The sequence below is a fragment of the Chitinophagaceae bacterium genome (assembly GCA_016713085.1).
Taxonomy (GTDB): domain Bacteria; phylum Bacteroidota; class Bacteroidia; order Chitinophagales; family Chitinophagaceae; genus Lacibacter.
Map to the genome: position 1 here is coordinate 1,436,077 of JADJPV010000002.1, position 14,866 is coordinate 1,450,942.

General features: G+C 39.6%; 9 protein-coding genes, 1 tRNA gene and 1 pseudogene. 4 read left to right on the plus strand and 7 right to left on the minus strand.

Going from position 1 to position 14,866, the window contains the following annotated elements; all coding sequences use genetic code 11:
- Positions 1 to 76: 76 nt before the first annotated feature.
- Positions 77 to 2,962 (plus strand): IPT/TIG domain-containing protein, encoded by a 2,886-nt coding sequence (locus IPK31_19130; GenBank protein MBK8089858.1) that lies wholly within the window; start codon positions 77 to 79, stop codon positions 2,960 to 2,962.
- 147 nt (positions 2,963 to 3,109) lie between these two features.
- Here IPK31_19130 and IPK31_19135 read toward each other — a convergent pair whose 3' ends face one another.
- Complete coding sequence (locus IPK31_19135; protein MBK8089859.1) at positions 3,110 to 3,832, minus strand: pyridoxine 5'-phosphate synthase; 723 nt, start codon at positions 3,830 to 3,832, stop codon at positions 3,110 to 3,112.
- A 104-nt stretch (positions 3,833 to 3,936) separates the two neighbouring features.
- Between IPK31_19135 and IPK31_19140 the strand changes: the two genes are divergently transcribed.
- Positions 3,937 to 4,152: a PLDc N-terminal domain-containing protein gene (locus IPK31_19140; protein MBK8089860.1), complete on the plus strand. Its 216-nt coding sequence runs from the start codon at positions 3,937 to 3,939 to the stop codon at positions 4,150 to 4,152.
- Here IPK31_19140 and IPK31_19145 read toward each other — a convergent pair.
- From IPK31_19145 to IPK31_19155, 3 genes are all read right to left on the minus strand, one after another.
- On the minus strand, positions 4,149 to 4,562 hold the full coding sequence (locus IPK31_19145; GenBank protein MBK8089861.1) for an SET domain-containing protein-lysine N-methyltransferase: 414 nt from the start codon (positions 4,560 to 4,562) through the stop codon (positions 4,149 to 4,151). The genes IPK31_19140 and IPK31_19145 overlap by 4 nt on opposite strands.
- Positions 4,563 to 4,633: 71 nt before the next feature.
- Entirely contained in the window at positions 4,634 to 5,011 is a 378-nt protein-coding gene (locus IPK31_19150) for a DUF2452 domain-containing protein (protein MBK8089862.1), read from the minus strand.
- A 39-nt stretch (positions 5,012 to 5,050) separates the two neighbouring features.
- Positions 5,051 to 5,422 (minus strand): hypothetical protein, encoded by a 372-nt coding sequence (locus IPK31_19155; GenBank protein ID MBK8089863.1) that lies wholly within the window; start codon positions 5,420 to 5,422, stop codon positions 5,051 to 5,053.
- Positions 5,423 to 5,666: 244 nt separating this feature from the next.
- Between IPK31_19155 and IPK31_19160 the strand changes: the two genes are divergently transcribed.
- Positions 5,667 to 7,502: a UbiD family decarboxylase gene (locus IPK31_19160; protein ID MBK8089864.1), complete on the plus strand. Its 1,836-nt coding sequence runs from the start codon at positions 5,667 to 5,669 to the stop codon at positions 7,500 to 7,502.
- Positions 7,503 to 7,567: 65 nt separating this feature from the next.
- Here the strand turns inward: IPK31_19160 and IPK31_19165 are convergent, their stop codons facing one another.
- Entirely contained in the window at positions 7,568 to 7,876 is a 309-nt protein-coding gene (locus tag IPK31_19165) for a hypothetical protein (GenBank protein MBK8089865.1), read from the minus strand.
- Between the two features lie 39 nt (positions 7,877 to 7,915).
- Positions 7,916 to 9,845: pseudogene (gene nagB, locus IPK31_19170) on the minus strand (glucosamine-6-phosphate deaminase).
- A gap of 243 nt (positions 9,846 to 10,088) precedes the next feature.
- On the opposite strand from nagB, the gene IPK31_19175 reads away from it, so the two are divergent.
- Positions 10,089 to 10,162, plus strand: a tRNA-Arg gene (locus IPK31_19175).
- A 51-nt stretch (positions 10,163 to 10,213) separates the two neighbouring features.
- Here the strand turns inward: IPK31_19175 and IPK31_19180 are convergent.
- On the minus strand, positions 10,214 to 14,776 hold the full coding sequence (locus tag IPK31_19180; GenBank protein MBK8089866.1) for a right-handed parallel beta-helix repeat-containing protein: 4,563 nt from the start codon (positions 14,774 to 14,776) through the stop codon (positions 10,214 to 10,216).
- Positions 14,777 to 14,866: the final 90 nt, after the last annotated feature.

Below are 14,866 nucleotides of genomic sequence, written 5' to 3' on the forward strand. Positions count from 1 at the left end.
TCAGAAAAAACTTCCCGTTAATAATATTAATAACACCTTCCGTATGCGAATACCCTTGTTTGCAATAACATTTTTCTTGGCAATCAAATCAATTTCACAGCCCTGCAATATGCAGGGAATTTATAAAATTGGTTCGGGCGGAGATTATGCAACAATTACAGCTGCTCTAACTGCATTGCGGTCAAATGGAGTTGGAGGTCCGGTAATACTGGAAATAAAAAGCAACTACACCACTATTACAGAATCTGTTTTTTTTGCAAACATACCATGTGTATCTCCTGCCAATACTATAACACTGCGTCCGGAGGCAGGCGCTGTTAATGTGAAGATGTCTTCGGTAAATTCAATCTTATTTCTAAGTAATTCAAAATATACAATCATTGATGGACGCCCAGGAGGAACGGGTACTGTCAGCCAGTTAAGTATAGCCTGTACAGGCGCAACAAATAATGCAATTGTTTTTTCTGATAATGCTGCAGAGAATATTGTTCAATACGTTAATATTTCCGGCGTTAACACTTCTGTAAATAATGGAGCAGTTGTTTTTTTAACAGGGGGAAATACAAACAATATTATCAGAAATTGTAAGATATCCGGAAACTCGAGTGGCCACCCTTTGAATTGTATTTATGCAGAAAGCACAGCGGCAAAAAACACAGGAAATAAAATACAAAATTGCAGTATCACCGGTTTCAATGTTCATACAACAGGCACAGCCAATGGTATTTGGCTCGACAAAAACAATGAAGGATGGGAGATTTCAGCCAATAGTTTTTACCAGGATCCTGCCGCTTCTGGCACTGGCGATGTAAATGCAATCTGTATTAACGATACAACATCAGCAAATATAATTGCTGATAATTATATTGGTGGTTCGGCTCCTTTGTGCACAGGCAGCGCTTATCAGGTTAATGGAAGATTTAATGGTATAATAGTGGCAGCAGGAAAGAACTCGTATACCAGTATTCAAAACAATACTATACAGAATATTCGATGGACAATGTCATTAAGCAGCGGAGGAGTTGATGGTTTTGCCGGAATACATATTCTAAGCGGCAAAGTGAATTGCGGTAATATTTCCGGAAACACAATTGGAAACATGACACAGAACGAAAGTATTTACACAACATCTGCATATCTCGATAATCCTTCCGTTACAGGAATACTTGTTGGCTATAATACTTTCAATACTGCTGTTACCGACAGTTTATTTATAAAAAATAATAAAATTGGAGGAATAAAATGTATGCCATCTGCCACGAACTACTTGGGCACTGTACTAAGAGGAATTCATGTAGCTGAGCAGAAAGCAGGTTATATTGATATTTCAAATAACACAATTGGCAGCACAACATTAAACAGCAGCCTCGATTCAAGAGTAATGACTAATGGCGCTGCCATTGGCATTGAACTGCGTGTTTCTGCCAATGGTCCTTTATGGTCTGATTCCTACCTAATAGCCAACAGGATTGCTGACAACAAAATAGCACACTTCTATGGCACTTCCACAGGTATAAAATTATTTGGAGGAAAACCACAGGTACTGAATAATGTTGTTACAGATTTTGACATGTCAGCTTCATCAATGGACACGCTTCTTAGTATCAGTTGCATCTCTGTTTCAGGTGCATTGAGTGGAACTGTTATTAAAGGGAATCATTTTTATAATCTCTCTGTAAGTGCACAGCAGGCTTCGGGAATTCAAGGCATTTTACTTGATTTGTGTAACGGTGTTGAGATTTCGAAAAATTTTATTCATAGTTTTCAGATGTCGTCTACTAATGGTACAGGTATTGTTACTGGTATAGAAGCTTCCCAGTCTGTAACCAATCTCAGTATCACGAATAATATGATTAGTTTGGGTGTTGATTTGATGGGCAACCCTATGAACAAATTGAATGAGTACAACGGAATAAAAGCTGCAATAGATACAAGTATCATTACTCATAATTCAGTGTATATAGCAGGAACAGGCGATAGAAGTGCCGATGCACTTAATTTGATCAAAAAGAACACCTCCATTTGCCGGGTTACCAATAATATCCTGGTGAATATGCACTCTCAGGCTACGGCAAATGTGTGGACTTTTAATCATGCCGTAGTTTTTAATCCCCAATTCACCACCACCTTATCAGGTTTAGTTATGAGCAATAACCTTTATTGGGTAAATGGTATAAACAGCTTTACAGGAGGTTATAACAACATCCGCTATTTAACATTGGCAGCCTGGCAGTCGGCTATTTCGAATGACAATAACTCGCTGGCAGGTGACCCAAATTTTATTGCACCTGCTGCCAATACTGCCAGCACCAACCTTCATATTCAACTGCCCACAATTGCCAATGCTGCCGGTATAATTGAGCCGTCAGTTACTCATGACTTTGATGATGAATTGCGATCCGGATTAACGCCTGTTGACATCGGTGCAGATGCTATATTATCAGTTCCGCAACCTGTAATTTTTTCTTTCGCTCCGGCTTCTGCTCCTTCGGGTACTACAGTTACTATTACAGGTACTGATTTTACGGGTACCAGTTCTGTAAAATTTGGTGGTGTTTCAGCAACTTCATTCAGTGTATTAAATGCTGCGACTATTACAGCAGTTGTGAGCAATGGCGCAACCGGAACTGTAGAAGTAACAACTCCGGGAGGAGTGGCCTCCAAAACAGGATTTACTTACGAAACAGCAACAGGTTTGCCTTTTTCTTCCATTATCAACTCTGCAGAACTCACAGCAACACCAAACCCAGGCAACGGTATTATTCTTATTAGACATCCTTCGTCAGCAAATGAAGCAACCCTACAGTTTTTTGATGTAGCCGGAAGAAAGGTAAAAGAGATTACTGTGGCTAAAAGTAATGTGCAAACAGAAGTTAATGTGAGTTTGCTTCCGGCATCAGTTTACTATATCATTTGGAATAATGGCAAAAGAAAACTTACCCGTTCAATTCTAATAAAATAACACATTTTTAATAGTCATTTTACTGATTTCTTATTACTGACAAAAGAAATACTCGTGCAGGTTTCTTTGAATATATACAATTCGGCAAAATTAATTTAACAGTTAAATCCGCAATTCTGATTTATCTATCGGTTCCGTTCATTTTCTTTATTTCGCATTCAATTGCCTTTTATACAACTGCACCACATTTTCATATCCCAAATACAATGCATCGCAAATCAATGCATGACCAATACTCACTTCATCAACCCAGTGAATGGATTTGGCAAAATAGCCAAGGTTCTGTAAGTCGAGATCATGGCCTGCATTCAACCCAAGCCCTAATGCCCTTGCCTTTGTTGCAGCAACGAGATAAGGATAAACTGCATCAGATGGGTCTTCTGCATAGCGTTTGGCATAACCTTCGGTGTACAATTCAACACGGTCGGTTCCGGTTGCAGCAGCACCTTCAATCATTCTCACTTCAGGATCAACAAACAATGAAACACGGATCCCTGCTTTTTTGAACAGATCAACAACTTCAATGAGGTACTTTTTATTTTGAATTGTATCCCATCCATGATCGCTGGTTAATTGCCCCAATGTATCGGGCACCAGTGTTACCTGGTCGGGTTTTACTTCCAGCACCAGGTCAATAAAAGATTGTTCACGGCAATTGCCTTCAATATTAAACTCAGTAGTAATGATTTTTTTAATTTCTCTTACATCATCATACCGGATATGCCGTTCGTCGGGTCTTGGATGAACGGTAACCCCATCTGCACCAAAGCGTTGTGCATCAATGGCGGCCTTCAATACATCGGGATTATTTCCTCCACGGCTGTTGCGGAGAGTTGCAAATTTGTTGATGTTAACGGAGAGTTTCGTCATGAAACAAAGTTAGGAAGAATCAACACTGGTAACAGAGTTTCACCACCGGGCTTTGAATACTCTATTCTTTTTTTTAGCTTTGGGTTTCAAACCCGAATGAAACAATGGAACACCTGACTAACTTCTTTGGCTATTTTCTTCTTTCTTTAATTTTTTTCCTGATTGGAGCTGTTATTCTTACGTTCATTATGTTCGTTCGGAAGCGAACTGATATAAATGACAATACGAAGATATTATGGGTACTCTTCTTTATTTTTGTCCCGGTTATCAGTTTCCTGGTATACCTTATGTTTGGTTACAAAAGAAAGGCGAACTATTAAATATATCCCCTGCAATTCTTTGCACCGCATTTACAGGGCAGCTTTCCATCATGATGTGTTTCGCCATAATCACAGGTTAACTCCTCTCCTTTTTTAATGGGACGTAATGTATAAAACTCCACCTGCTGATAAGCTCTTCTCATATACGTATTTGGATCACATGAATGATTGATATATGAAAGTGCATTTCTGTTTTTACTTGCATCCAGAGCAATCGGCTCATGATCAAACTCCACCATCAGCAGTTCACCTGCATGTTGCTGTTTTACTCTGCGTTGTGCTTCTTTGTAACTGATGATTTCTCCTGCCATATTTCCCAGCTTCTTTTTTGCAGGAACAGCTTTTAACGCAAACGCACCTTTACCGGCTACTTTGCTTTTCTTTACTTCAATCGGAAATTTTAAATGCATATTCAATTAGTTTATTAACCTCTCCAAATACTTATGCTTTTCATACATCATACATCTTACATCATCCCTCCTCATATCTCCACCCACGTATGATCGGCCAGTAATTTCGCCGAAGCTACAAATTGTTTGAATGGGCCACCATCTCCCCACTCCTGCGGACTGATCAGCGACAGCAGATACGAATCATCATTGCGTTGATATAAATGATATACCTGTCCGATGACCGGACGAAAGTTGAGCTTTGCTTCATAAATCATCAATGATAATTCTTTCCGTTTCACAATTTCCTGCGCCTGCCGGGCCAGCAATTCAATCTGTTGTTTGATCTGATCCAGCTGCATATTCGTCTGCTCTTCCATAGCCGTTAAAGCCTGGTGCCGGATCACACCTTCTTTTGTTGGACGGATGGCAACGCCACTTACACTGGATGCATAGGGTAACACACTCATCTGTTTGTGATACACTTCTACGTTTTTAAACCGCTTGTATTAAGGTGTAACCCCTTCCTGTGTAATTTTCAAAAAGCCGTTGGGAAGTATTTCATGTGTTGCAGAAACTTTCACCTGCCCGTTGGTAAGCAGTTCAACTGTCATGGTTGATGAATTGGAAATTTCTGCCCGGATCTTTTGGGCTACTTCTTTGTTTTCAAATTCATGTAATGCGCCATCAGGAACAAAATTGTAAGATGTGAAAAAGGCTTCGTTTAAATGCGTAACCCAATTTAAACTCAATGCCAGTTCTGTTCCATTCTTCACCGATTCTATTTTACAGTTACCGCTCTTGGGTGTTTCACCAAATTCATAACTGCATTTTTCCGGGAACAATTGCCACGACGCTAAAAAATTATATGCCTGAACCATACTGCAAAGATGTGTGAAGTTGTTTAAACACGTATAAGGCGATTTTGTTTAAAATCAGTTACCGGTTATGAGTTAGGGGTTACGGGTACTTATAACTTTTACCGTTTCGTATTTTGTTTAACAGCATATTTTTTACTGGCTGAAAAAAGAAGATGCGTTAAACTTCAGAGAGCCACCCATAACCCATAACCAGTAACCAGCAACTTGAAACTCGAAACTATTCTCTACCTACCTTTGTACCACTATGGCTTATCATTCACTCGAAGAATGTTTACTCGACCTTGAAAAGAATGGTCATCTTGTGCGGATCAAAGAAGAAGTTGATCCTTATCTTGAAATGGCAGCTATCCATCTCCGTGTATATGAAGCCAAGGGCCCTGCCCTGCTGTTTGAAAATGTAAAAGGAAGTAAGTACCGTGCTGCTTCCAATATTTTCGGCACATTAGATCGCAGCAAATTTATTTTCCGTGATACATTTCAACTGGTACAGAAATTAATAGAACTCAAAGGCGATCCCATCAAAGCCATCAAACATCCCATTCAGAATTTCAGTACGGGGTTAGCTGCATTGAAAGCTTTACCAAAAAAGAAAAGTTCTTTTTCGTTTGATAAAATAAAGATCAGCGATTTGCCTTTGATTCATCACTGGCCCATGGATGGCGGTGCGTTTGTTACACTGCCGCAGGTATATACGGAAGATGCTGATAAACCAGGCATCATGCAATCAAACCTTGGCATGTACCGTATTCAGTTAAGTGGAAATGAATATGAATTAAATAAAGAAATCGGTCTGCATTATCAATTGCACCGTGGTATTGGTATTCATCAAACAAAAGCAAATGCTAAAGGTCAGCCGTTAAAAGTCAGCTGTTTCGTTGGCGGCCCGCCATCACATACATTAAGTGCAGTAATGCCTTTGCCTGAAGGCATCAGTGAAATGACTTTTGCCGGAGTGTTGGGAGGAAGAAGATTTCATTATGCGTATGATGAACTGGGTGATGCCATCAGTACCGATGCCGATTTTGTAATCACCGGTGAAGTCGATCCTCTTCATAATAAACCTGAAGGTCCGTTTGGTGATCATTTGGGTTATTACAGTTTAACACATCCTTTCCCTTTGATGAAAGTGAACAATGTGTATGCAAAGAAAAATGCCATCTGGCCATTTACAGTTGTTGGCCGTCCGCCACAGGAAGATACCAGCTTTGGGGAATTGATTCATGAGTTAACAGGCAATGCCATTCCGCAGGAAGTACCCGGATTAAAAGAAGTGCATGCTGTTGATGCGGCAGGAGTGCATCCGTTATTACTTGCTATCGGCAGTGAGCGTTACACTCCATACATGCCGGCAAAACAACCTGCTGAAATTCTAACCATTGCCAATCATGTGTTGGGAACGGGACAGTTAAGTCTGGCAAAATTTTTATTTATTACTGCTGATGACAGCAATCAACTGCACACACATCAGGTACAGGAATACTTAGAGTATATTTTTGAACGGATCGATCTTGCAAGAGACCTGCATTTTTATACCAATACTACCATTGATACATTAGATTATTCAGGAACAGGTTTAAACAGTGGAAGTAAATTAGTGCTCGCTGCCTATGGTGAAAAGAAAAGAGAATTGTGCAGAGAAGTTCCGGTAGTATTAAAAGAGTTACAGAATTTTGAAAATGCACAGCTTTGTATGCCGGGTGTTGTTGCATTGAAAACAAAGAAATTTACAACCTATGATGAAGCGGCAAAGGAGATGGATGTATTAAGTCATCAGCTATCAACCATGAACAATGAACTGGAAAAAGTTGTTCAGCTTATTGTCTGTGACGACAGTTCATTCACCTCTGCCAATCTCCGCAATTACTTATGGATTACCTATACAAGGTGTAATCCTTCACATGATGTGTATGGCATCAATTCATTCATCAATCATAAGCATTGGGGCTGCCATGGTCCTGTGGTTTTTGATGCAAGATTAAAGCCGCATCATGCACCACCTGTTGAGAAAGATCCTGCTGTTGAAAAAAAGATTGACCGGTTATTTGTGAAGGGAGGAAGTTTGGAAGGAATATTGAAATAGTTTTATATACTTCTCTGTACAATAATATTATAAACTTCTTCACAGCAAACAAATAAAAAAGTGTGCTATTTTATTTTTAGCATTACAGAACTAATCGTATTCTTTACACTTTCATCTTCAAATCCTTCATTCTTCCCACTTAAGGAATCATATTTATCGGTTATGCAACTTTTAATTATTTCGACTTCTCTCTTGCTAAAATTATCTACTCCTCCGGACTTCAATTTCTCAATGCATGAAACTACAGGAGCATAATAAAAATTTATGTCACTTTGAATGAAGTGAGTAATATCTCCTTCCACATCTTTTTTTCTTTCTTCAAGAATTCCCTTTAAAAAAGATGCTTCGTCAGTTGAAAAGAAAACCACACTCATTTTTCTGGATTTTATAGTTATCAATTTTTCTATACAGCTTTAGAAGTGCCATTTCACAAATGCTTCAATGGCGGCATACTGTGTAAGTCCAAGTTTGCCATACAAATCAGCAGTTGCAGAATTACGTTCTTCCGCCCTTTGCCAGAACTCACGGCTATCACTACCCTGAAATGGCACCATATCTTTCTGCGACTGGTGAATGAAAATACCGAAGCGTTTTTTCATCACCTGTTCAGGGCTCATTGGTATGGCCATTTCTATTTCTTCAATATGCCATTCCTGCCACGCACCTTTGTATAACCAGAGCCAGCAATCGTTGATCCATTCATCTCCATCAGCTTTAATTCGTTTCAATGATTCCAGAACTACATTAAAACAAACAAGATGGGTTCCATGCGGATCAGCAAAGTCACCTGCACAATACACCTGCTGTGGTTTTATTTCACGCAACAGTTTCATGGTAAGCAGCACATCTTCCTCTCCCATCGGACTTTTCTCAATAGTTCCCGTTTCATAGAAGGGTAAGTTTTGAAAATGCCATTGCCCTTCTTTCAAACCAACATATCTGCAGGTAGCTGCTGCTTCACATCTTCTGATTAATCCTTTGATATTTCTTATGTCGGCTGTATCAACCTGGTTCGATTTTTTGTTTTCCAGATATCCTCTTGCTTCGGCCAGAATGCTTTTTGATTTTTGACTGTCAACACCAAACATCTCTTCAAAACCAACAGCAAAATCCATAAACCGTGTAACAAATTCATCTGTTACAGCAATATTGCCGCTTGTTTGATAAGCTACATGCACTTCATGTCCCTGATCATGCAGTCGCTGGAAATGTTCCCCCCCATCGAAATAATATCATCATCAGGGTGTGGTGAAAATAAAATAACTTTTTTGGATAAGGCTCGCTGCGTTCAGGATGCGAAGGCATTATTACATCTGGTTTGCCACCCGGCCATCCGGTAATACTGTCACGCAGAAGATAATAAACTTCAAGATTAATTTCATAAGCATCGCCTTTCTCAACAAGAAGATCACTTAAACCATATTCATTATAATCTGTATTGGTTAAACTCAAAATCGGTTTACCCAGTTTCAATGCCATGTTTACCACGGCTTTTTTGATCATTTTCTTTGTCCATTCACAGTCGCCTGTAAGCCACGGACTTTTGTAACGTGTTAATTCTCCGGCAGCTGCTTCATCAATAAAAAATGTTACATCATCATGGTTTTGGAGTAAAGAGGCTGGTACCTGTTCTGTATCATCACCCTCAACAGACTGTTGAATAACCGGTGCTTTTGTAGAGCCCCAGGCCATGAGAATGATTTTTTTTGCTTTTACAATTGTTCCAATTCCCATTGTTATTGCCAAACGGGGAACTGCACTGATGTTTGCAAATTCATAACTGTTAGCAAGACGTGTTGAGTTGGTGAGTGTGGTTAATCTTGTTTTGGTAAATACACTTGATCCCGGTTCGTTAAATCCAATATGACCGTTTACTCCAATACCAAGTATTTGCAGATCAATTCCGCCTGCATCTGATATTATCTGCTCGTAAGCAGAACAATGCTGTTTGATATTTTCTTTCTCCACTGTACCATCAGGTATATGGCAATTTTTCTGATCAATATCTACTTTATCAAACAACTGCTGCTTCATAAAGCGTTGATAACTCTGGATGGCATCTTTTTCAATCGGATAATACTCATCGAGATTAAATGCAATCACATTTTTAAAACTCAACCCTTCTTCCTTATGCATCCGTACAAGTTCCGAATACAGTGATTTTGGTGTTGATCCTGTTGCCAGTCCCAATACACATTTTTCATTATTTTCCTGTTTTGCCCTGATCAGTTGGGCAACTTGCTGAGCTGCAAATACGGAGCCTTCCCTGGCTGTATGAAAAATTTTAGTAGGGATCTTTTCAAAACTGTCTATAAGGTCTATTGGTACAATCTTTTTGGGCATACGATTGGTTTTCTTTATTAATCGGCCCAAATATATTAAAACTTAAGCGGCCTGCTACACGAAAACGGTTGCGTAGGATTGAGACAAACAGTATGCACCATATGAAACCACCGGTATTATTTGGTTTACCCGGATTTTTTAAAGGCACCTGTGACTTGTTAAGAAATACATTAACGAAAATGTTTCAAAAATGCTTTTGCCTCTTGTCAATTTTCCCTTATTTTTGCAGCCCACAAAACGGAAGGCTGCGTAGCTCAACTGAATAGAGCATCTGACTACGGATCAGAAGGTTTTAGGTTTGAATCCTAACGCGGTCACAAAAAAACCTCTTATTTTTAAGAGGTTTTTTTATGTTCGAAAGATTTCTATTACTGTAACATAAATTTCATGGTTTCTGTCTTCGTTTGACTGTAGGTTAACTTCAGTACATATGCTCCTTTTGTTAATCTGCTGACATCAATGTATTTGACTGTAGTTGTCTGCGTTTTTTCTAACCGTTGCTGATATACAATTATACCATTCGTATTATAAATACTTATAAACGATTTTGTACTGATATTTTTCCCGTCAACTAAAACATTGATATAAGTAGCAGCAGGATTAGGATAAAGTTTACTTGCAGTTGTGGTAGTCGTAAGACTGGTGATGTCAGAGTTCACTGTAATTTTTACTGTATCTAAACCGGTCATTCCTGTATTATCAGTTACTCTCAATGTAAACAGATATACACCTTCAACCAGGTTATTAACAGCAGTGTTAGCCTGATTTTGAGTACCAATGCTGAATGTGGCAGGTCCTGATATTTTTGTCCACTGGTATGAAGCAATTGTTCCATCAACATCTGTTCCGACTCCATTTAGTGTTACACTGTTAGTGGGAAGAGTAATCGTCTTGTCAGAACCTGCGTTAGCCACTGGCGCAATTGGAGCAGGTGGAGGTGCTGGTGAAAGAACAGTTACTGTTACTGTACTTGTACTAAAAGCTCCCTGATTATCAGTAACCCTCAGTTGGAACTGGTAAGTTCCCTGTACTAAATTGTTAATGACTGTTTGTGCAGATGCAGCTGATACAATAGTAAAACTTGTTGGTCCTGCAATCTTGGTCCACTGGTAAGAGGCAATTGTTCCGTCTGTATCCGTTCCGCTGCCGTTCAGCGTAACTGTATTTACTGGTAAAGTAATTGTCTGGTTTGCACCGGCATTAGCTGTTGGGGCTACGTTCACTACTGGTGCAGGGTTTACTGATACAGAGATGGTATCTCTGCCAACGGCTCCCTGGTTATCAGTTACTCTCAACTCGAACTGGTAAGTTCCCTGTATTAAACTATTGATACCTGTTTGTGCTAAGGTTGCTGAAGCAATGGTAAAAAATGCTGGTCCTGCAATCTTGGTCCACTGGTAAGAGGCAATTGTTCCGTCAACGTCTGTTCCGCTGCCATTCAGTGTAACTGTATTTACTGGTAAGATAATTGTTTGATTCGATCCTGCGTTGGCTGTTGGTGCGATGTTCACAACTGGTGCAGGGTTTACAATTATTGTAACAATGCTTGTTCCGCTTGCTCCCTGGTTATCAGTAACCCGCAGTTGGAACTGGTATGTTCCCTGCACTAAATTGTTAATGACTGTTTGTGCAGATGCAGCTGATACAATAGTAAAACTTGTTGGTCCAGCAATCTTGGTCCACTGGTAAGAGGCAATTGTTCCGTCAACGTCTGTTCCGCTGCCGTTCAGTGTAACTGTATTTACTGGTAAGATAATTGTTTGATTCGATCCTGCGTTGGCTGTTGGTGCGATGTTCACAACTGGTGCAGGGTTTACAATTATTGTAACAATGCTTGTTCCGCTTGCTCCCTGGTTATCAGTAACCCGCAGTTGGAACTGGTAAGTTCCCTGTACTAAATTGTTAATGACTGTTTGTGCAGATGCAGCTGATACAATAGTAAAACTTGTTGGTCCTGCAATCTTGGTCCACTGGTAAGAGGCAATTGTTCCGTCTGTATCCGTTCCGCTGCCGTTCAGCGTAACTGTATTTACTGGTAAAGTAATTGTCTGGTTCGCTCCGGCATTAGCTGTTGGGGCTACGTTCACTACTGGTGCGGGGTTTACAGTTATTGTTACTGTGCTTGTTCCAATTGCTCCCTGGTTATCAGTCACTCTCAATTCGAACTGGTATGTTCCCTGAATAAGGTTGTTGATTGCTGTCTGTGCTAAAGTTGCTGAGGCAATAGTAAAAGTAGCTGGCCCGGCAATCTTGGTCCATTGGTAAGAGGCAATTGTTCCGTCTGTATCCGTTCCGCTGCCGTTCAGCGTAACTGTATTTACTGGTAAAGTAATTGTCTGGTTCGCTCCGGCATTAGCTGTTGGGGCTACGTTCACTACTGGTGCGGGGTTTACTGATACAGAGATGGTGTCTCTGCCAATGGCTCCCTGGTTATCAGTTACTCTCAATTCGAACTGGTATGTTCCCTGAATAAGGTTGTTGATTGCTGTCTGTGCTAAAGTTGCTGAGGCAATAGTAAAAGTAGCTGGCCCGGCAATCTTGGTCCATTGGTAAGAGGCAATTGAGCCATCTATGTCTGTTCCGCTGCCGTTCAGTGTTACGGTATTTACAGGTAAAGTGATTGCCTGGTTTGCACCGGCATTGGCGGTGGGTGCTACGTTCACCACTGGTGCAGGGTTCACTGATACAGAGATGGTGTCTCTGCCAATGGCTCCCTGGTTATCAGTTACTCTCAATTCGAACTGGTATGTTCCCTGAATAAGGTTGTTGATTGCTGTCTGTGCTAAAGTTGCTGAGGCAATAGTAAAAGTAGCTGGCCCGGCAATCTTGGTCCATTGGTAAGAGGCAATTGAGCCATCTATGTCTGTTCCGCTGCCGTTCAGTGTTACGGTATTTACAGGTAAAGTGATTGCCTGGTTTGCACCGGCATTGGCTGTTGGTGGCTGATTAATTGTCCCTGATTGATAAATCAATACAGCTGATGAATAAGGAGCAAGTGTAATCGATCCCGCATAGGTTGCTCCCTTACTATCAATATAAGTTGCGCCCAGGCTGACCATTTTTGATGTTGCAGTTGGGTTGTACTCAAATCTTAATTCAGAAGTTGACGTAATCGTTTTTGCCGTATAACTGCTTGCAGCATCCTGCCCTGTATATGATTTCCATCCAGGTAAAGTGTGAAATATTGCAGTTGGAGTTCCTGAAACATATGTTCTGGCGGAATAAGAACTTTCTTTTATTGGATGACAATAGTAATTATTATTCAAGTTTACAAAAGAACTGGCAATTGTATTGGTATTGTAATCAGCCTGGAAAGGATATTGATATGTTTCTTTAGCAAAAAAGATATTCCCGGTGCATGTCATATTATTTATCTGGAAACTGTTTGACGCCAAGAAAATCTGAGATGCCCCTGCCGGGTCAATACTTGAACTGCCATTATTATATGAAGTATTGTTTATCAAACTTATATTATTAGTGCTATGAAGGTAAATACCTGCCATAGCACAATTTGCCACCGTATTTCCTGAAACCAACACATTCCCAACATTATCATCCAGATAAATACCAAAAGCAGCCTGATAGGTAACATCAGTTCTAGCTTGTGGGGCAGCTATCCCATTCAACACAATATTATTGAGAATTTGTATGCCAGAATAGGTTCCATTTCCACTTCCCAGCCAGGAATAAATACCTCCCCCGTCATCTTTTGTCTTACAAAAAGTATTCACATAGTTATTTCTGACAATAACCCCATTTGAAAAATAAATATTAATACCGTTATGACCTGTGTTGGTAATTGTATTATACTCAATAAGAGCGTTGGTGCAGCTATTTGCAACTTCCATTGCTACATATTCAGCATATTTTCCTTGTCCTTCAATTCCCGTATTTATCAGAGTATTGTTTCTGAAAACAACATTAGCACAGGTAGATGCCTGAACCGCAAAACTGTTTGTGTTTAAAAGTGTACAATTTTCTACTAGAGAATTTGGAGAATTCCAAAGATATATACCCTGATTACCACTATTGGTAACATTTGAATTTCTAATTATGAAGCCCCCTGATGTTATGTTGATTGCATTTACAGCATATTCATTCGCTCCGGTTAAATCAATACCATCAACTGTTGCTTTATATCCATTATCATTTATAAGAGAAGCAACCTGTGCAGCCTTACAATTTACCGGAACAGCAGTAGAGTAAAGTGTTATTTTCTTAGTTGACGAAGTATATGCCCAATCATTTTGCTGGGTACATGCAGAAACGTGATTTTGAATAAAGTATCCATAACCATTCATAAATCCATCCCCGTATAAATTGGGAAAAGTAATTGAAGTTCCTGATTGGGTTATTACCCCTTTATCCCAGATTGTATGATTCTTGCGTACAAAAACTTCGCCTCCATTCCAGTCGCCGGTAAGCTGATTATCAGTAATTCTATTAGTTCCGCCTGAGCTTTCATAATTATAATATCCGGTTTTAGGCATCCGGGAAGGCAATGTATAATTATCATTAATTAATACTAAGTATGGTTTCACAGAAAGAGCTTGGCTTTCCCATTTATTGCCACCTATATTTGTCCAAACCAAATCTGTAAATCCTGAAATTACCGGATTGGCAACATCCGTTCCATAAGCTGAAAAAATCAACCCTGCCTTTGTAATGTTGATAGATCCTGAAAAAACTTCACCCCTTTTAAACAGAATTTCATCTCCAGCAACAAAACTACCAAACATAGAGTTTAGCTTACTGATAGATTTCCAAGGAGTTGCCTGATTTTGTGCCTGAGCTGCTGAACGGGAATCATCGCCTGTTGAAGTTGAAAAGTAATAACTGGTTGCCTGTACAGCCTGAACAATACTTAAAAAACTTAAAACTAATATTACATGCGACAGTTTACTCCCAAAGAAGTAAAAAATGGGTTTCATTTAGATACGGATTTGAATTTTTAAATAGTATATTGGATTCGACTTTAAAACAACACATTCTCTAACACTTTTTTAATAAAACATTATCAA

Excerpts from the sequence above, each read along its gene's own strand:
- IPK31_19135 (MBK8089859.1), bottom strand. The coding sequence starts at position 3,832 with ATGACGAAACTCTCCGTTAACATCAACAAATTTGCAACTCTCCGCAAC.
- IPK31_19140 (MBK8089860.1), top strand. The coding sequence starts at position 3,937 with ATGGAACACCTGACTAACTTCTTTGGCTATTTTCTTCTTTCTTTAATT.
- IPK31_19145 (MBK8089861.1), bottom strand. The coding sequence starts at position 4,562 with ATGCATTTAAAATTTCCGATTGAAGTAAAGAAAAGCAAAGTAGCCGGT.
- IPK31_19150 (MBK8089862.1), bottom strand. The coding sequence starts at position 5,011 with ATGAGTGTGTTACCCTATGCATCCAGTGTAAGTGGCGTTGCCATCCGT.
- IPK31_19155 (MBK8089863.1), bottom strand. The coding sequence starts at position 5,422 with ATGGTTCAGGCATATAATTTTTTAGCGTCGTGGCAATTGTTCCCGGAA.
- IPK31_19160 (MBK8089864.1), top strand. The coding sequence starts at position 5,667 with ATGGCTTATCATTCACTCGAAGAATGTTTACTCGACCTTGAAAAGAAT.
- IPK31_19165 (MBK8089865.1), bottom strand. The coding sequence starts at position 7,876 with ATGAGTGTGGTTTTCTTTTCAACTGACGAAGCATCTTTTTTAAAGGGA.
- IPK31_19180 (MBK8089866.1), bottom strand. The coding sequence starts at position 14,776 with ATGAAACCCATTTTTTACTTCTTTGGGAGTAAACTGTCGCATGTAATA.